The sequence below is a fragment of the Methylophilus sp. UBA6697 genome (assembly GCF_002454655.1).
Lineage (GTDB): Bacteria > Pseudomonadota > Gammaproteobacteria > Burkholderiales > Methylophilaceae > Methylophilus.
The window spans coordinates 1-18,508 of the sequence record NZ_DKJH01000018.1; the positions used below are offsets into that span (position 1 = coordinate 1).

Consider the following 18,508-nt stretch of genomic DNA (forward strand, 5'->3'; position numbering starts at 1 on the left):
AAAACGCAAGCCACTGCGGAACTCGGACAGCCGATGGCCGAAAGCCCCCACTTTGTCTCCGCTACTCAGCGTGATGGAATGGGATTCATCTCGCCAAACACACATTGTAGAAATGTGGATAGTTCAAAAACCAGATTCTTTTATTAAACCCGCTAAAGGATGGCGCTCGTAGGTTTTCGGGGTCCCCATCTGCCGCGCCGAGTAGCACAGGCAAAATAAGGAGAAAGNNAAAGAAAAGTAACTCGCTGTGAAAGCGAAAAGCAACCTGACAGTATGCTGCCATTTTTTAACGATACTGCGCTAACTCCGCTTCCCGCTGCGTCTTCCCATATCCCGCCTGTACCCGCAACGCTCTGCTGATATACCCATTCAGCTTTTTCCTCGCATCATCAATCAACGCGCTATCCGGGAAAACCTGCGGATACTGATACGACAGCCAGCTATACAAACTCAAATGTTGGCAAATCAACTCAGCTTGTTCCAGGTGTTGCGCTTGCTGTCCATTCAGCCAATCCGGCATATTTGGTAATGAGCGGGGTTGCTGCGTGGCGACAGCGGTGACACATTGCATAAAATAATCCCTTGCAATCGGCACTTGTATTGCCAGCGGCGCGCACATGAGGCGGTATTTGTCGCGCATGCTGAGTGTGGGTGCGACTTCATCTATGAGTAAGGCTTGTTGATATTGCAATGCGGTGACTTGCCATTGCAAGTGCTGTTGGTCGTGTTGCCTGGCGTATTGATTATGCAAATACTCCACGCATTCTGCCAGGCGCCAGGTTGGGATCTGCTGGCTGAGGGCTTCAATATCGCCACCACCCATCGCGATTGGCAGTGCAAATAACGGCACCGTATCATCGACTTGCAGCATGGCTTGCAAATGCCATTGCTCGTCATCTTCCAGTACTGTCACATAGCCGGTGTCATAGAGACCGTGACGGCCTGCACGACCCGCAATCTGGCGCATTTCGGTGGCATTGAGCGGACGCGGTGCGATGCCGTCAAATTTATGGATGTTGGCAAAAATCACGCGACGGATAGGCAGGTTGAGGCCCATGCCAATGGCGTCTGTTGCTACCAGTATTTGTGCTTCACCACTGGCAAAACGGGCAGATTCGCCACGACGGACTTCTGGCGATAGCGCGCCGTAAATGGTGGCGACGCTTAAGCCCCATTGGCGGATACGTGCTGCGAGTGTCAGCACATCTTTGCGGCTAAAGGCGATAATTGCGTCGCCGGGTTGCAGGGCTTTGTGTAGCTTGGCTGCATGGTAGCGTGCACCGCAAATGCTGTGGTCTTCAATCAGCAGCGGTGTCATACGTTGCAAGTGGGTGAGGGTGTAAGGCTCATTTAAGGCGTCCAGCACACGCGTGCAGCTTTCTGTCACGCTATTGGCGCCACAGATAAATACCTGTTTGGCAGGCACACCCACCAGTGCGGCGGTCCAGGCGATGCCACGATCCGGATCCATCAGCATCTGGATTTCATCAATCACAGCGACCTCTACCGCCATATCTGGCCGTAACATTTCAATGGTCGAGGCCGTATGTTTGGCGCCAGGCACCATCACACGCTCTTCGCCAGTGACGAGGTTACAGGGGACGCCAGCCTGCATCAGGCGGTCGTGCACTTCCATCGCCAGTAAGCGTAATGGCGCCAGGTAAACGCCAGACGCAGCCTGGCGCAGGGTTTCCAGTGCCTGGTAGGTTTTGCCGGAATTGGTCGGGCCCACGTAAAAGTGATGCTGGCGACCCAACTGGCGGGCGAGCGTAAAGCGGGATAAATATTGCTGAAATTCGTTGGCGAACATGCAGTCATTCTACCAAACGGTTTAAAATGGCAGGATGAAAATCCAACTACTGCCTGACCAACTCATTTCACAAATTGCTGCTGGAGAAGTGGTCGAGCGCCCAGCCTCGGCGCTGAAAGAATTGCTGGAAAACAGCGTTGACGCAGGCAGCACGCAAGTGCAGGTGGCCTTACAGCAAGGTGGCATGAAGTTACTCAAAGTGACCGACAATGGCCATGGTATTGCCAAAGACGAGCTAGAGCTTGCGCTTACGCGGCATGCCACCAGCAAAATTCAAAGCCTGGAAGACCTGGAACAAGTGGGTAGTTTGGGTTTTAGGGGTGAAGCGCTGGCAAGTATCGCCTCAATCTCACGTACCGTGTTGACTAGCCGCCAGCAAGCGGCTAGTCATGCCTGGCAAATTGCCGCCGAAGGCACGCAAGGACAAACCGTGAGCCCAGCCGCATTGGATGCAGGCACGATCGTCGAAGTGCATGATTTGTACTTTAACACGCCGGCCAGACGCAAGTTTTTGAAAACTGAAAACACCGAGTTTGGCCATTGCGAAGATGCGTTTACCCGTGTCGCTTTGTCACGGCCCAATGTCGGCTTCTTATTGCAGCATAATGGTAAGGCGATGACGCGTCTGGCGGCGAATACGCCGCAACAACGTATCACGGACGTACTTGGCAGTGAGTTTGCCTCGCAAAGCGTCTGGCTAGAAGAAGAGAGCGGTGGCTTGCGCCTGTGGGGCATGACGGCGTCGCCGACTTACCAGCGTCACAGCCGCGATAGCCAATATGTGTTTGTGAATGGCCGTTTCGTACGCGACAAACTGATCGCTCACGCCATTAAACAAGCCTATCAGGACGTGCTGCATGGTGACAAACATCCAGCGTTCGTGCTGTTTTTAGAGCTCGATCCATCGCTGGTGGATGTCAACGTACACCCGGCCAAAACCGAAGTCCGCTTCCGCGAGTCGCAAGCCGTGCATCGTTTTATTTTCCATAGCCTGCATAAAGCCTTGGGTAAAACCTCGGCCGAAATTCAGGCTAGCCAGCCCGTGCAAGCGCCGTTTAACCCGTTTCGGCCTGGCAATGCGCCCGCTTTTAACATGCCACGTGAACAGGTTGAAATGCCTTTGCAAAGTCGCCCGGCGTTTGGTGGCAATTACCAGCCAAGTGTGAGCAATGGCGCTGCGCTGGCGCAACAGTTTTACGGCCAGCTCTATGGGGATTTAAAACCTGCGACAACGGCTGGGAATATGGAAGAAAATCATTCTTCTGTCGGTTTGCAGGAAATGCCCGTAGCCGAGTTGATTCAAGCAACAAGCGAAGCGCCACAACAATATCCGCTGGGCTTTGCGTTGGGACAATTGCATGGCATTTATATCCTTGCTCAAAACACGCAAGGCATGGTGGTGGTCGATATGCACGCCGCACACGAACGCATTATGTATGAGCACCTGAAAAATGCGCTTAGTGAGCAGGCGATTGCCACGCAACCCTTGCTGATTCCGATCAGCTTTTACGCTGAGAAAGTCGAGGTCGCTACCCTGCAAAGCCTGCAAGGTAGCGATACTTTGCAGCAACTGGGTTTTGATCTAGCCACATTATCACCAACCACGATTGCGATCCGCGCCATACCGACCATGCTGCAAGGTGCAGATGCCGTGGCGTTGGCGCGCGCGGTATTGCGCGACCTGAACGAATACGGTGTCAGTCGTGTGTTGTTGGAACGCCAGAACGAGGTGCTAGGTACGATGGCTTGCCACGCAGCGGTGCGTGCAAATAGACAACTGACGATTACTGAAATGAATGCCTTACTTCGGGATATGGAAGCGACAGAGCGCAGCGGGCAATGCAATCACGGCAGGCCGACCTGGTTTCAGGTGAGTCTGAATGATTTGGACAAGATGTTTATGCGCGGGCAGTAGCGATCAGGCTACTGCAAAAGCAAAAGGCCAGGTGTCTGGCCTTTTGCGGGGTGCGAATGATTAGTGTTGTTTACGACGGCTGATCAAGGAGACCAAGGCCAGACCAAACATCATTAATGCATAGGTGTCTGCTTCTGGTACTGTGCTGATGCCAGTTTGAGCAACATTGACGCCGGAAATGGCGAAGTCATTCAACGCGTTGAAAGGGGCTGATGTCAGTGTGTAAGTGATTTTGAAAATATCTGCATTGTTACGCGCAACGCCTAAGTAAATAGCCGTGCCGGTATTGCTGTCTGAGAGGCCATCTTCAGTGTATGACTCCAGAATGTTGCCGGAGAAGTCATAAGCCTGGATCAGGGCGGTAAAGCTACCATAATAGTTTGACTGGATATATGCGCCTGCGCCAAAAATACCGCTATCGAAGTTGAGTGAGATTTCTGGGCCTGCGCCGGACCCTGTCCACAGCAGAGGCTCATTGGCAGGCATGTTGCCATTCCAGCCTGTGCCCTGTTGTATAGCTTGCAGTGTGCCTGCGGTTGAGTATACGCTACCAGTGCCGCCTGTGTAGGTAAATGCGGTGCCGCTGGTAACGCCACCGATACCGAATTGACTCCACTCAATATCCTGGCCTGTGATGGCTGCGTTTACTTCTACGGCTGATGCATCATAACTCACCATAGCACCGATCAGAGCCATCCCCATTATTAACTTCTTCATTTTAGTCTCCCTATGTTTTTGTTTAATTAACCTTTAAAAAGGTTGCTAAATTTAACATGGATTTAATTTGATGTGGAATAGTCCTTATGGGTAGAGGTCATGTATTGGCCGTGTGGTTATTCAGCGGATAACCTGGGCGTTTGCCATAAAGCATGTAGTTTTTCTTTTTGACGTTCTAATGCTTCGGGTGACTCTTCAGCAGACGCCTGCTGTTTTTCCACATCTGGGAATGTATGAAAAAAGTCATCGACCTGTGCGTTGTGTAATTGTTTAGCATCCCCGCTCTGAATAGTGAGAGTTCCCTGGCTGACAAACCAGTTGAGTAGGGTGATTTCGTCGCTGCTATGTGCAAGCTTGATGTGCAGATTTTGCTTGTTGCGCGCGAGAGCCACTTCACTGGCTGGAATATCTTGCCCGAGCGCTAGCGTGAGTTGTGACTGGTTATTTTGCTGTACGCTGTCTTGTCCATCACCACGGGTGAAAATGATGTGCGTTTTGCCTTTGAGGGCGATGAGATGGTCGTTGCCTCTTCCGCCAACCAGCGTATTGTTGCCTTCTTGGCCGTCGAGGATATCGTTTCCCTCTGCGCCTGTGAGTGTATTATCTCTGGCATTGCCAAAGATAATATTATCCAGTTGATTGCCGTTGCCATCTGTGCCATCTGGCAGCAATATTAGATTTTCAACGTGTTCAGGTAGCTGATATTGGTCTGTATTGCTGTAGACCGTATCATTGCCATCGTTTGCATTTTCTTTAACCATATCATGTGCATGGTCGACATAATAGGTATCGTTACCAGCACCACCTATCATGATGTCTTCCCCCTCAGCGCCATCCAGTATGTTATTTGCCGGGTTGCCGATCAGGAGATTATCTAGTGAATTTCCATTGCCGTTGATGTGGCGGTTTCCTAATAATTGAAGCTTTTTAAACGCCTCAGGCAGTACGCAATGTTGTTCGCACGTAAAGCTCGTAGACGTTTCTGCTGTGCGGGAAGGGCCGTCCATTGAAAGCGTGACTTTTGCAGCCATGCGGTGGGATTGTTTGTACAGCAGATGGTAAATGGTTCTTGGTTTTTCTGGGTTCACAGCCTTAAGTATGTAATTGAAGCTAAAGGAAAAGTTGTTAGCGATGGTAGGCGAAAACACAATCTTGTTGTCAGATGTGAGCATAATGCTGCCTGCGTCAATATCTCCCAGATTGTCTAAGCGGATTTCTTTACCGTATTTGTCTGCAATGGCTTGTATTTTGAGTGGGCCAGGTTGCATGCTGATGTCATTAGCCGTCAGGCGATTCGCATCTATGACCATGACCTTGGTTGGATTGCCAAACGGTTTCATGATCTGAAAGTCACCGTCATGCAAAGTGATCGCATCCGCGACTGGGATAGGCTCAGGCATGGTCAGATCCACCCAGCCGGTGTTCTTGAAGTACAGCGTTTCGATATTGACGAGTATATCGCTCCCGTCACGCGCATTTATCCGGTCGCTGATCCGCCAGCTGGCGTCGTTGAGTTTTTGTAAGCGGTATTCTTCCAGGTTGCCGGTAAAAGCGGCCATGTCCACTCCTTCGTTGCCCTCCAGCGTATCGTCGCCAGCGCCACCTTCCAGTACATCGTTGCCTGTACTACCGTTGAGCCTATCGTCACCTTGCTGCCCAAGCAGAATATCATCTCCAGTCCCGCCGAGTAGCTGGTCCTGGCCTTCCCCGCCATATATCAGGTCATTGCCGGCGCCACCATCCACCAGGTCACTGCCCAGGTCTCCGACCAGTACATCATTGGCGGCTCCGCCGATCACGATATCATCGCCTGCACCTGCGTTGATGTAGACGGAGCTTCTACCGCCGCCAATTAAAATATCATTGCCACGATGGCCAAATGCAATTTCAATGTCTGACTGTGCCAGATTCAAGACATTGCTTTGTGGTGAGGTAAAGACCACGCTATCTATGCCTTCACCGCCTTTAATGTGCGACTCAGGATTTTCCACCAACAGTATGTCGTCTCCTGTGCCTGCGTCATAGCTATCAATGCCCGCGAGTCCAGCGAGCCAGTTATCGCGTTCATCTCCTGCCAGATGATCAGCCTCATGCGTGCCTATCAGCATGTATGCGGGGGAGTCTTGTATCTCCAGCGCAAGCAAAGACGGCTTTTGGGTAAATAGGATATGGGGGTTGTTGGCGGGGTTCCCGCGCCGGTTGGTTACGTAATCATAAAATAGCTGACGTTCCGGGTAGGTGGCTTGTAGCGTTTTTGCCAGAAAAGTAGACTGCTCTTCGCCCGCGATGATGGCCTGGATTAATTTGAAGGTGGTGAGGTCTTGTTTGTTGCCAACCAGGGCCAGCTGTTCAGGCGTGATGGCAATATGCCAGCCATGACCTTCTATTTCGATCAACCCTTGAGCCGCATGTCCGTTCTGGAGACAGAAAAGGGCCGCCCATACGAGCGCGTGTTGAGTTATGCGAGGATGCATCGCTGGCCTTTAATATTGATTGCGTGTAAGGAAAGGATGCCACATTATTTGTGAATTTATCACCCGCTTTTATCAGGCCGTGCCTGAAAATCATATGGATGTGCGGGTGATGTTTCAATTTAACCTGTTGCAAATTAAGTTAAAATAAGTTAATAATGGTGGACTTTTATATTAATTTGGAGAGCTGAGATGAGATTGTTTAAACATGCATATAAGCGTGGCATAGCCACTGCATTATTAGCTTTGGCGATGGCGAGCGGTGTTGCCACCAGTGCACAGGCCGCGTCTGTTTCAGAAGGCGTCACGGTGATTCCGGGTACTTATTTATTCGATTTTGATACCGGGTCATTAACAACTGGTCCTGGTGCAGATGTGTGGTGGGAGCAAATTACGTCAACGAGCCGCGTATTGATGCCTTATTCAACGGCTCAACTCGCTTATGTCGGCCAAGTAGGTGTTGGTGGTTTGAGTTTTAATGCATTGACGGTGAGTGATCTTGAAGCCCTGACGTATTCTTCTACAGGGATTAGCGGTGGCGATGTCGGGAATTTGCTCACGGCTAACTCAGTATTTGCGGTTAAAACGGATGCAGGTAACTATGGCAAGGTATTAGTGACTTTTCCATTTTTTCAGGCTTATCAAAACAATGGTTTGGGCGTTTATTGGGTAACCATGACGCCAACGATACCAGTCCCCGAAGCTGACACTTTTAGCATGTTGCTGGCAGGGTTTGGCCTGATGGCCTCTGTTGTTAGACGTCGCTCAGTCTGATTGATCGCTGGCTATGAAAAGCCCCGCTTGATGCGGGGCTTTTTTATGCACTTAATTATTCATTATGCGAGTAGCAAAAACACGGTGGGTTTCTTATGCACATCCGGCAACGCTGATTTTTTCCAGTCGGCGATGGTTTTGGTCACAATCAATTCATCTTGTGCCGTGATATTGCATGCCACGCATAGCAGCGTGAGCGGTTGCAGGTTGGCAACCAGGTCTTCCAGCACATGCTGGTTGCGGTAAGGCGTTTCGATAAACAGCTGTGTGGCCTGTTGTTTTCTGGAGTCAAACTCAATGCCTTTGATGGTTTTGATACGCTCGTTTTTATCGCTGGGCAAATAGCCTAAAAACGTAAACCGCTGACCATTGAGGCCGCTGGCCATCAAGCTCAGTAACAAACTGCTAGGGCCGATTAAAGGCACTACACGTATGCCTTTGTGATGTGCAACCGCAGCTAATGCGGCGCCAGGGTCAGCAATGCCCGGGCAGCCAGCTTCGCTCATTAACCCTACGTCAGTGCCTTGCTGTATGGGTTGCAATAATTTAGCCAGGTCTTTACTCGGTGTATCTTTAGTGAGCACTGACAGGTTTAATTCGCGGATAGGCACCGGATGGCCGCTGGCGGCTAGAAACTGGCGCGCAGTTTTTTCATTTTCGACAATAAAGTGGCGCAGGCTGTGCATGCGTTGCACGACTTCTGGCGGGAGCACTTGTTGCGGGGTGGTGCCTTCAGCGAGAGGGACGGGGATAAAGTATAAAGTGCCGGCAGCCATAATATGATCGATAGGTTTTTAAAAGCCGGATTATCCCATGCAGGGCATAAAAAAAGCATTCTTTTGCAAGAATGCTTTTTCTGAGACTGCTTGGATGGCGAGAGATTAATACTTCACTTGTACACGATATTTAAGCGTCACATCACCTTCAGCAGGCACATTGACTTGCCAGGTGGCTTGGTGCGCGCTGGTTTTCTTATGTGCTTGTGATTCATTGAGGATTTTCCAGTCGCCATTGATCGGCTCTTGCACCGTCACTGTCACGGCTTCTTTTTTAGCGTTATGCAGGGTGATGGCATAAGCGCTTTCATAAAGTTGCGTCTGGTTTGGTTTGCTCAGGTTTTTAAAGTCGGTTTGCACGCGGTCGGCGGTGACATCAAACGCGTTGCCGAGTTTAAGACGTACGGTGTCGTTTTTCGGCGTATGGTCGATCTGGTCTTCACCGACAAATTGTGCGGTGCCATCATTATCTTTTTTATACACGCGCATGGTGCCTTTAGGTAAAGGCAGGCCTAGCTTGCTGCTTTCCTTATTTTCAAACTCGACAAACACTTGCACCTTTTGTTTTTTCTCAACGTCGCGGTACTGGCCCTGATAGTAATAATCGGCGCCCGTTAATACCAGCTCTTTACGTGCAGGAATACGCTGGGCAGAAAGCAGGGCGACTTGTTTGGTCTGGTTCTCGCCTATGGTCGTCGTGCGAGGTAGCGTATACAGGTGATATTCAAGCAGGCCTTGCTCGCTGGGCATGGCTGCATCAGCCACCATAGCTTCAGAGCGCATCATCATGGTTTTGGGGCGGATGGTTTCGCGCACACGGTTAACGTCACCTGCCACCAGTTGCACTTTGGCATTAGGATAAGCCGTGCCACTGGTATTGGTGAGTGTGACCCAGCCGGAGAGGTCAATCGCGTCTTCTTTGCTGCTCAGCTCGGCCACGTAGTCGGCTTTCCATTGCAGGCCGCCGGTGAGGTAGCTTAATTCAAGGCTGGTTTGCCCACTGTCTTTAGATTGATCATTCCCTTTGTATTGCACCTGCGTGGTCAGGGTTGGCCGGTCTTTGAGTTGGCCTGGCACGTTAGGGTAAACGATGCGGCCAGGGATGCCAGTTTCAATGCGGTTGCCGATTTTGAGCACGACACCATCTTGTGCGGATAACACGGTTGCGGTTTCTTGCGTTTCGGCACCTGTGCTTGGGTTAGTGCGGATAATCGTGACTTGCTGGCCTACGTGTTTCTCCAGCAGTTTTTGTGGGGTGAGCAGGTCAAAGTCAAAGTTCTGCTCCAGCACTTGCAGGCTGGTATTGGGCAACAGGCTACGCAACAAGGCCGTTTCGGGTTTGATTTGTGCACTGACATCACGGAATGACAACGCAGATAAGCCATTATTCAGACTGAGTTTACGGTTATCTTTCACTAGCGCCAGGTCTTCGTTGTAGATGGTCACCGCGACGCTGGTTTGGTCTGATTGCGGACTGGTCGTCGTCACTTCTGCTTGTGCTAATGAACTACTGCACAATGAAACACTACCCAGGGAAAATAACAGCAGGGAGCTGAATCGCATGAATATCCTCTCGTTTTTTGTATGTAAGCGTACACGCTTGAGACTGCCTTAACGCAACAGCCGTTCAAAAGTTAACACATGATTTTATTCGGCGCCAGAGGTAGCGGGGTTAAATCCTGGAGGTGGATAAGACATCAACGCCAGCTTGTTGCAGCATATTGACCAGTGCGATCACTGGCAGGCCAATCAGCGCATTGGGGTCGTCACCACGCATATAGTCTAGCAGCGCGATGCCCATGCCCTCAGACTTCGCGCTGCCTGCGCAGTCGTAGGGTTGCTCCAGCCGCAAGTAGGTTTCAATTTGCAGGGCCGTTAATGCTTTGAATTTAACAAAGTAGGGCACATTAGTCGATTGCATGTACTGGCTGCTACTATCGTACAAACACAGCGCACTATGAAAAATCACTTCTTTGCCGCTAAGCATGGTCAGTTGTTTGACCGCATTCTCGTGATTGCCAGGTTTGCCTATCTGCAAGCCATCGACTGTTGCCACCTGATCGCAGCCAATAATCAGCGCATGAGGCTGGCTCTCGGCTACTTTGCGTGCCTTGCCTTCGGCCAGGCGCAACGAGGTGTGCTCAGGGCTTTCGCCATCAAGCGGGGTTTCGTCAATTTCGGGCGAGATGCACTCAAACGGGATATGCAGCTTTTGCAGCACTTCGCGGCGGTAACGAGAAGAAGAGGCGAGAATGATAGATTTTGTCATGGCTAAAAGCAAAAATCCCTGAATTGCTTCAGGGATTTTTGTGCACTGGATTATTCTGGTTGAATTTCAATCAGTGTTTCATCCGGGGTGACGCTGTCACCTTTGGCGACATGGATCGCAACCACAGTGCCTGATTTGCTGGCCTGGATTTCGTTTTCCATTTTCATCGCCTCAATCACCAGCACGCCATCACCTGCGTTGACCTTGTCGCCGACATTGACTTTGACAGTAACAATGGTGCCTGGCATGGCGGTGGTGACGCAACCTGGGTGGCTAGGGCGTGGACGACCGCTGGCCGCCACAGACGCTTTTTTCTTGCCGCCAGCAGAGCCATTATTCGCACCGCCACTGACTTCCATCTCGCTCAGCGTTTCTACAAAGACTTCTTCCGAGATACCATCGACTTTAACGTAGTAAGGCTTGCGCTCTTCACCGGCGTGGCCACTACCTGTCAGTTTGATATGGTAGGTTTCACCGTGCAGTGTGATGTTAAATTCGTTAGGCGCGTAGCGTGCGGCAGCGGTTTGCTGAGTCACGGCGTCTTTGCTCAGTAGCGGTTCTGGTGTCAATGAACCGGCATTGCGTTCTTGCAAGAAGGTCTGACCAATATCCGGGAACATGGCGTAGGTCAGTACATCTTGCTCATTGTTGGCGAAACGCTCAGCTTCAGATTGCAATCTCGCCAGTTCTGGCTGCAGCAAGTCCGCCGGACGGCAAGTGATGACTTCTGCATCGCCTACCGCCTGTTTGCGTACGTCTGCATTCACAGCAGCAGGCGCTTTACCATATTGGCCCAACAAGTAGTTCTTCACTTCGTTGGTGATGGACTTGTAACGGCCACCGGTCAATACGTTCAACACAGCCTGCGTACCCACGATTTGTGAGGTAGGCGTAACCAACGGAGGGTAACCAAGATCCTGGCGTACACGCGGAATCTCAGCCAGCACTTCATCCATACGGTTGAGTGCGCCTTGTTCTTTCAACTGGTTAGACAAGTTGGAAATCATGCCGCCTGGCACCTGGTTAACCAGAACGCGGGTATCCACGCCAGTAAATTCGCTTTCGAACTGCCAGTATTTCTTGCGTACTTCTTTAAAGTAAGCGGTGATTTCCTGCAGTTTTCCCAAGTCGAGGCCGGTGTCATACTCCGTGCCTTTTAATGCGGCCACGAGACTCTCAGTGGTCGGATGGCTGGCCCCTTCAGAGAAGGATGAGTTGCAAGTGTCGATAATATCCACACCGTTTTCCACGCTCTTCAGCATCACCATGCTGGCCAAGCCAGAGGTGGCGTGGCTATGCATGTGAACCGGTACGCTGACGGCGGCTTTCAATGCTTTGACCAGATCGCCCGCCAGGGTTGGGGTTAGCAAACCTGCCATGTCTTTGACACCAATACTGTCACAACCCAAGCCCTCAAGCTCTTTGGCCATGTTGACGAAGTAATTGATGTCATGCACCGGGCTGGTAGTGAATGACAGGGTGCCAATCGCGTGTTTCTTAACGTTTTTAACGGCTTCGATCGCTGTTCTCAAGTTGCGGATGTCGTTCATTGCATCAAAAATGCGGAACACATCCACACCAGTGTCAGCCGCCTGTTTGACGAAGGCATGCACGACATCGTCAGAGTAATGGCGGTAGCCAAGCAGATTCTGGCCACGTAACAGCATGTTGATAGGCGTGTTTGGCAATGCCTTGCGCAGACTGCGCAAGCGCTCCCATGGATCTTCTTTCAGAAAGCGCACACAGGCGTCAAAGGTGGCACCGCCCCAGGCTTCCAGGGACCAGAAACCAATCTCATCCAGTTTGCTGGCGATCGGCAGCATATCTTCGGTACGCATGCGCGTCGCGATCAGGGATTGGTGTCCATCTCTTAAAACGAGTTCGGTGACATGTATTTTGCTCATAATCTTGTCGATCTAAATTAATATCTGCAATACGGTTAATCAAATGCCTTCGTGGGCAGCAATCGCGGCAGCAATCGCTGCGGCCATCAACTCTTTCGGTAATCCGACATCATATTCAGTCAGCTCGGGATGTTGTTCCACAAAGCTGGTGTTGAAATCGGCAGCCCGGAAATCCGGGTGCAGCATGATTTGCTGGTAGTAAGGGATCGTCGTTTTGACGCCATACACCACCATGTCGTTCAGCGCACGGCGACCGCGCTCAATCACACCTTCCCAGTCCAAAGCCCAAACTGTCAGTTTGGCGCACATGGAGTCGTAGTAGGGCGGAATGACATAGCCGCTGTAAATCGCCGCATCCATACGCACACCGGGGCCGCCGGGTGCATAGTAGCGCGTGATCTTGCCAAAGCTGGGCAGAAAATCCTTTTGTGGATCTTCGGCATTGATACGGTATTCCATGGCAAAACCACGGAAAGCAATTTCGCTTTGCTTGTACTGCAGTGGCAAGCCGGCAGCGACACGAATCTGTTGCTGTACGATATCAACACCGGTAATGGTTTCAGTCACGGTATGTTCCACCTGCAAGCGGGTGTTCATTTCCATGAAGTAGAAATTGTTGTCTGAATCGAGCAAGAACTCGACCGTGCCGGCATTTTCATAACCGACGGCTTTCGCGGCCTTGACGCCCAGGCCGCCAATGTAATCGCGCTGGGCTTGCGACAGTTGTGGCGAAGGTGCAATTTCAATCAGCTTCTGGTTACGGCGCTGGATAGAACAGTCGCGTTCAAACAAGTGGATGACATTGCCATGCGCATCGGCCAAAATCTGTACTTCAATATGGCGAGGATGTACGACGCATTTTTCCAGGAAGACTTCAGGTTTGCCAAAGGCTTTGCTGGCTTCGGAAATCACGCGGTCGTAGTTACTTAATAATTCTTTTTCGCTATCGCAACGACGAATGCCGCGGCCACCACCACCATTGGTGGCTTTTAACATCACCGGATAGCCAATCTTTTTAGCCAGTTGCACAGCGGCATCTAGAGATTCCAGGTTGCCATCACTACCTGGCACGCAGGGAATACCCGCATTGATCATGGCGTTACGTGCCTGAATCTTGTCACCCATCTGGCGAATTACGTCAGCTTCAGGGCCGATAAACTTAATACCGCGGCGGGCACAGACCTCAGCCAGCTCAGGATTTTCAGACAGGAAGCCATAGCCAGGATGCAAGGCGTCACAGCCTGCAGCCACAGCAATGTTCACGATGTTGTGTGCGTTCAGGTAGCCTGCCACCGGGTCAGAGCCAATATTATAGGCTTCGTCAGCTTTCTTGACATGCAAGGCATGACGGTCGGCATCCGCGTAAATGGCCACCGACTTGATGCCCATTTCTGAACAGGCGCGCACAATACGTACCGCAATTTCACCGCGATTCGCGACTAAAATTTTCTTAAACACACATTACCCTTAAAGCAAGAAAAAAGGACAGAGTCTTTTAGTAACTCAACCGTTTATTTAGTTAGCAACTGCTTGTATTTAAAGCGCTTTGAGTTGGTTTGGTTGTGGTTTTGCACTAACAAGGCCGCCTGAGCGGATGGCCGATTATGCAAACCGGCACCATGAGTGCGCCCTTGATAAAGAGCGCCGCGTGATGCGACGTCATTATAACAACAAACCGAGGTCTTAAAAAGTAGAACGTCATTTTTGGCCGTGTCTGCTGCATGGCTGGTCGTCAAGATCGGCCGAGTTTGCTATAGTGTCATGCTTGTTTATATTGAGAGTTTTCTTAGCTTATGACGCGATTTCAGGAGCTGGCCCGGCAGCAAAAAAACAGTGAGGGTGAGTTGGCGCTGTCATCTTTGCCGCGCTTGCAAGAGGCCTTGCAAGCATTGGGCGTCACCGATGCCGCTGCATTGGGCGCGTTGCGCGTGCATTATCAATTACAAGGGTTGCCGTCGCGTTTTTTTAGCGAGACTGCCTTGCCTATGTTGTCCTTAGCGGTGCAGGCGGCGTTACCGTTGGTGTGCCAGCGTTGTTTTGCCCCGTTGCCGCAAGCGCTTGATTTGCAATTTGAGTTTGCATTGTGCGATGAGCCGCCGGAAGCGCTGCTTGAAGATGAGCACGTGGACTGGCTGGAAGAGGGTGACGAAACGACCATTGAGTCGTTGGTTGAAGATGAGTTGTTGATGGCCTTGCCAATTGCGGTGATGCATGAAGAAGCGTGCGTCAGTTTGCAGCAATCTGCCGGTGAAAAACCTAATCCGTTTGCGGCGCTCAAGCAGTTAAAGCTGGATAAATGATCGCTGAGTATTTGGTTTGTGTGCGCTGAAAATGCAAAAAAGCAAATCAAAAGCGATATTTGCAGGATTTATTTGCAGTTGTCTCTGGAATATTTTATAATTGCGGATTAGGTAGCATTTTAAGTTTATTTATAACTGCCCTTTAACTTCATTCTCTGAGGTGTGGCGGTTTGATTTTGGAGTATATAAATGGCAGTTCAGCAAAACAAAAAGACACCGTCCAAGCGTGGTATGCACCGTTCACACGACTTTTTGACAAACCCACCTTTGGCGATTGAGCCAACGACTGGTGAAGTACATTTGCGTCATCACGTGAGCCCTAACGGTTTTTACCGTGGCCGTAAAGTGATGCCAGCTAAAGGCGAATAATCGCTGCATTAAAGCGTCAAGCTTTAAAACACGCCGCGCAGTAAAATGCGCGGCGTTTGTGTATCTGGCGTAAGCCTGCACTTGCCTGCATCTGAGTAATTGAGCACTGTGTTTTAATAACAGGTGCCGTGCATGGAAAGTAAATTTGGGAAATGACATGACAACTGGTCAACACGTGCATTCACAAGAAGTAGTGATTGCCATTGATGCCATGGGGGGAGATCACGGTCCACATGTGACTGTGCCTGCGGCAGTGCGTATTTTAAACGAAAATCCTAATCTCAATATTATTCTGGTTGGCTTGCAAGATGCGGTTGAGGCCGAATTAAAAGCATTGCATGTATCGCCTAATCCGCGTTTGCGCGTGCATCATGCCAGCGAAGTGGTGTTGATGGATGAGTCGCCGCAAAGCGCGATGAAAAATAAAAAAGATTCTTCCATGCGCGTGGCCATCAATATGGTCAAAACCGGCGAGGCGCAAGCCTGTGTCAGCGCGGGCAATACTGGCGCTCTCATGGCAACCGCACGTTTTGTGCTTAAAACCTTGCCTGGTATTGACCGTCCGGCCATTGCCTCGACGTTGCCTTCTGAAAATGGCAGTACGTTTATGCTCGACCTCGGTGCCAATGCTGACTGTACCCCAGAGCACCTGTACCAGTTTGCCATTATGGGGGCGATGGTGGTGAGCTGTATCAGCAATAAACCCAATCCTACTGTTGGCCTGCTTAATATTGGCTCGGAAGATATTAAGGGCAATGAAGTGGCCAAGCAGGCGGCAGAGTTGCTGCGTGGCAGCCATTTGAACTTTTACGGTAACGTTGAAGGCGATGATATTTTCAAAGGCACAACCGATGTCGTGGTCTGCGATGGTTTTGTCGGTAATGTGGCATTAAAAACCACTGAGGGCCTGGCACACATGATGGGCAAGTTCCTGACGCAGGAATTCAAGCGCAACTGGTTGACCAAATTGATGGCGCTCGGTGCTTTCCCGGTATTAAAAGCGTTCAAAAAACGCCTGGATCCGCGTCGCTATAATGGCGCCAGCTTTTTAGGCTTGCGCGGTATTGTGGTGAAAAGCCATGGTGGAGCGGACAGTGTCGGTTTTTACCATGCGATTCATGTCGCCATGGAAGAGGCGCAGAGCGGTATTTTAAAGCGTATTCAGGCTCAGCTTGAGATCGAGCACCTGACGACTTCCGAGCAGTCCTGAGCTGCATTCGGCTAGGTAATTTGACCCAATTAAGGCATAATCGTACGGATGATTAACGCACGCATCGCAGGCACTGGCAGCTATCTGCCGCCCACTATTTTAACCAACGCCGATCTGGAAAAGATGGTCGATACCACCGATGAGTGGATTTTTGCCCGGACCGGTATCAAGCAACGCCATCGTGTCACGGATGAGCGCACCAGTGACTTGGCTACCCATGCGGCACGCAATGCTATTGAGACCGCAGGCATTCAGCCGCAGGATATTGACCTGATTATTGTGGCGACGACCACACCAGACAAAATCTTCCCCAGCGTAGCAACGATGGTGCAACGCAAATTAGGTATCAGCGGCTGTCCGGCATTTGACGTGCAGGCCGTCTGTAGCGGCTTCGTCTATGCGCTGACCACTGCCCATCAATTTATCAAGTCAGGCCAGTACCGCAACGTGCTGGTCATCGGCGCAGATACGTTTACCCGCATCACTGATTACACCGACCGTAGCAACTGTATCTTATGGGGCGATGGCGCTGGTGCGGTGATTCTGCAAGCCAGCGAGCAACCTGGGGTGCTTTCTACGCATATTCATGCCGATGGTAATTACGAAACGTACCTGCATGTGCCACGTAATACGGATGGTCCGGATACCGTGGTGATGGAAGGCAATGCTGTGTTTAAAATGGCGGTGAATACACTGGACCAGATTGTGGATGAGACGCTGGTAGCGAATAATATGCAAAAGTCTGACATTGACTGGTTGGTGCCGCACCAGGCCAATATTCGCATTCTGCAAGCAACCGCCAAAAAACTGGATCTCCCCATGGAGAAAGTGGTGATCACGGTAGATAGGCACGGTAATACTTCTGCAGCGTCTATTCCCTTGGCGCTGGACACTGCCGTGCGTGATGGCCGCATCCAGCGCGGGCAGATTCTGCTCATGGAGGCGTTTGGTGGTGGATTTACCTGGGGTTCTGCGCTGGTCAAGTATTAAACCGGTACAATTTCTGTGTGCAGGCGTCATGTATGTGATGACCTGCCTATTTTTTAGTCAATACGCGATCAAACATTATGTCTAAATTTTCTTTTTTCTTTCCAGGCCAGGGCTCACAGTCTGTTGGCATGATGCAGGGCTTGGAGGCACATGCCATCGTCAAGCAAACCTTTGATGAGGCTTCCTCCGTACTGGGTGTCGATTTCTGGAAAATGGCGACAGAAGCCAATGACGAAATTAACCTGACTGAAAATACACAGCCTATCATGCTGACTGCAGGCGTGGCCACATGGCGCGTCTACCAGGCGCTTGGTGGCAAGCTGCCAACAGCCATGGCTGGCCACAGCCTGGGTGAATATACTGCGTTGGTGGCTGCCGGCGCCATTTCATTTGCAGATGCCTTGCCATTGGTCAAGTTTCGCGCCCAGGTCATGCAGCAATCGGTACCAGAAGGTCAGGGCGCCATGGCCGCTATTTTGGGCCTGGATGATGACACCGTGCGTGCCGTGTGCACCGAAGCGGCTCAGGGCCAGGTGGTGCAGGCGGTGAATTTTAATTCACCCGGCCAAGTGGTGATTGCTGGTGACAAAGCCGCGGTTGAGCGCGGCATGGAGTTGGCCAAAGCTAAAGGTGCTAAACGTGCTTTGCCGTTACCTGTTAGCGTGCCATCGCACTGTGAGCTGATGAAGCCTGCGGCGGATAAGCTGCGTGAATATTTACAAAACGTGGCTGTGCAAGCGCCTGTGGTGCCAGTATTGCACAATGTGGACGTGGTGGCATATAGCGATGCCGCGCAAATTAAAGACGCACTGGTGCGCCAGTTGCATAGCCCGGTCCGCTGGGTAGAGACCGTGCAACAATTAGCCTCGCAAGAGGTGTTGAGTGCTGCCGAATGTGGCCCGGGCAAGGTGCTGGCTGGTTTAGCCAAGCGCATTGTGGCTGACATGACTTGTGTCGCACTGGTCAATGATGAATCTGTGCAAGCATTTGTTGCGCAATAAGG

At 51.0% G+C, this 18,508-nt stretch carries 15 protein-coding genes; 7 read left to right on the plus strand and 8 right to left on the minus strand.

The window, feature by feature from the left end; genetic code table 11:
• Nucleotides 1–286: 286 nt before the first annotated feature.
• Nucleotides 287–1,810: a helicase-related protein gene (locus tag B3355_RS05045; protein WP_292780942.1), complete on the minus strand. Its 1,524-nt coding sequence runs from the start codon at nucleotides 1,808–1,810 to the stop codon at nucleotides 287–289.
• 34 nt (nucleotides 1,811–1,844) lie between these two features.
• Here B3355_RS05045 and mutL point away from each other — a divergent pair, with 34 nt between their 5' ends.
• Nucleotides 1,845–3,725: a DNA mismatch repair endonuclease MutL gene (gene mutL, locus B3355_RS05050; protein WP_292780945.1), complete on the plus strand. Its 1,881-nt coding sequence runs from the start codon at nucleotides 1,845–1,847 to the stop codon at nucleotides 3,723–3,725.
• A gap of 60 nt (nucleotides 3,726–3,785) precedes the next feature.
• Here the strand turns inward: mutL and B3355_RS05055 are convergent, their stop codons facing one another.
• On the minus strand, nucleotides 3,786–4,442 hold the full coding sequence (locus B3355_RS05055) for a PEP-CTERM sorting domain-containing protein (protein WP_148296195.1): 657 nt from the start codon (nucleotides 4,440–4,442) through the stop codon (nucleotides 3,786–3,788).
• Between the two features lie 116 nt (nucleotides 4,443–4,558).
• Nucleotides 4,559–6,838, minus strand: a complete 2,280-nt coding sequence (locus B3355_RS05060; protein WP_292780949.1) for a hypothetical protein — start codon at nucleotides 6,836–6,838, stop codon at nucleotides 4,559–4,561.
• Nucleotides 6,839–7,105: 267 nt separating this feature from the next.
• On the opposite strand from B3355_RS05060, the gene B3355_RS05065 reads away from it, so the two are divergent.
• On the plus strand, nucleotides 7,106–7,687 hold the full coding sequence (locus B3355_RS05065) for a PEP-CTERM sorting domain-containing protein (RefSeq protein WP_292780952.1): 582 nt from the start codon (nucleotides 7,106–7,108) through the stop codon (nucleotides 7,685–7,687).
• A 62-nt stretch (nucleotides 7,688–7,749) separates the two neighbouring features.
• Here the strand turns inward: B3355_RS05065 and B3355_RS05070 are convergent, their stop codons facing one another.
• From B3355_RS05070 to B3355_RS05090, 5 genes are all read right to left on the minus strand, one after another.
• Complete coding sequence (locus tag B3355_RS05070; RefSeq protein ID WP_019882186.1) at nucleotides 7,750–8,463, minus strand: SAM-dependent methyltransferase; 714 nt, start codon at nucleotides 8,461–8,463, stop codon at nucleotides 7,750–7,752.
• A 105-nt stretch (nucleotides 8,464–8,568) separates the two neighbouring features.
• Complete coding sequence (locus B3355_RS05075; RefSeq protein ID WP_292780956.1) at nucleotides 8,569–10,026, minus strand: DUF4139 domain-containing protein; 1,458 nt, start codon at nucleotides 10,024–10,026, stop codon at nucleotides 8,569–8,571.
• Between the two features lie 109 nt (nucleotides 10,027–10,135).
• Nucleotides 10,136–10,732 (minus strand): Maf family nucleotide pyrophosphatase, encoded by a 597-nt coding sequence (locus B3355_RS05080; RefSeq protein WP_292780958.1) that lies wholly within the window; start codon nucleotides 10,730–10,732, stop codon nucleotides 10,136–10,138.
• A 50-nt stretch (nucleotides 10,733–10,782) separates the two neighbouring features.
• Nucleotides 10,783–12,636: a sodium-extruding oxaloacetate decarboxylase subunit alpha gene (gene oadA / locus B3355_RS05085; RefSeq protein WP_292780961.1), complete on the minus strand. Its 1,854-nt coding sequence runs from the start codon at nucleotides 12,634–12,636 to the stop codon at nucleotides 10,783–10,785.
• Between the two features lie 39 nt (nucleotides 12,637–12,675).
• Nucleotides 12,676–14,094 carry an acetyl-CoA carboxylase biotin carboxylase subunit gene (locus tag B3355_RS05090; protein ID WP_019882190.1) on the minus strand — a complete coding sequence of 473 codons (1,419 nt, stop codon included), beginning with the start codon at nucleotides 14,092–14,094 and terminating at the stop codon, nucleotides 12,676–12,678.
• Between the two features lie 335 nt (nucleotides 14,095–14,429).
• Here B3355_RS05090 and B3355_RS05095 point away from each other — a divergent pair, with 335 nt between their 5' ends.
• The 5 genes from B3355_RS05095 (at nucleotide 14,430) to fabD (ending at nucleotide 18,506) form a co-directional block, all read left to right on the plus strand.
• Nucleotides 14,430–14,936: a YceD family protein gene (locus tag B3355_RS05095; RefSeq protein ID WP_292780965.1), complete on the plus strand. Its 507-nt coding sequence runs from the start codon at nucleotides 14,430–14,432 to the stop codon at nucleotides 14,934–14,936.
• Nucleotides 14,937–15,125: 189 nt separating this feature from the next.
• Nucleotides 15,126–15,305 (plus strand): 50S ribosomal protein L32, encoded by a 180-nt coding sequence (gene rpmF / locus B3355_RS05100; protein ID WP_018985326.1) that lies wholly within the window; start codon nucleotides 15,126–15,128, stop codon nucleotides 15,303–15,305.
• Nucleotides 15,306–15,462: 157 nt separating this feature from the next.
• Nucleotides 15,463–16,515, plus strand: a complete 1,053-nt coding sequence (plsX, locus tag B3355_RS05105; RefSeq protein ID WP_019882192.1) for a phosphate acyltransferase PlsX — start codon at nucleotides 15,463–15,465, stop codon at nucleotides 16,513–16,515.
• Between the two features lie 48 nt (nucleotides 16,516–16,563).
• The gene (locus B3355_RS05110) at nucleotides 16,564–17,505 is read left to right on the plus strand and encodes a beta-ketoacyl-ACP synthase III (protein WP_292780976.1); all 942 of its coding nucleotides are present in this window, start codon (nucleotides 16,564–16,566) and stop codon (nucleotides 17,503–17,505) included.
• A 77-nt stretch (nucleotides 17,506–17,582) separates the two neighbouring features.
• Entirely contained in the window at nucleotides 17,583–18,506 is a 924-nt protein-coding gene (gene fabD / locus B3355_RS05115) for an ACP S-malonyltransferase (RefSeq protein WP_292780978.1), read from the plus strand.
• Nucleotides 18,507–18,508: the final 2 nt, after the last annotated feature.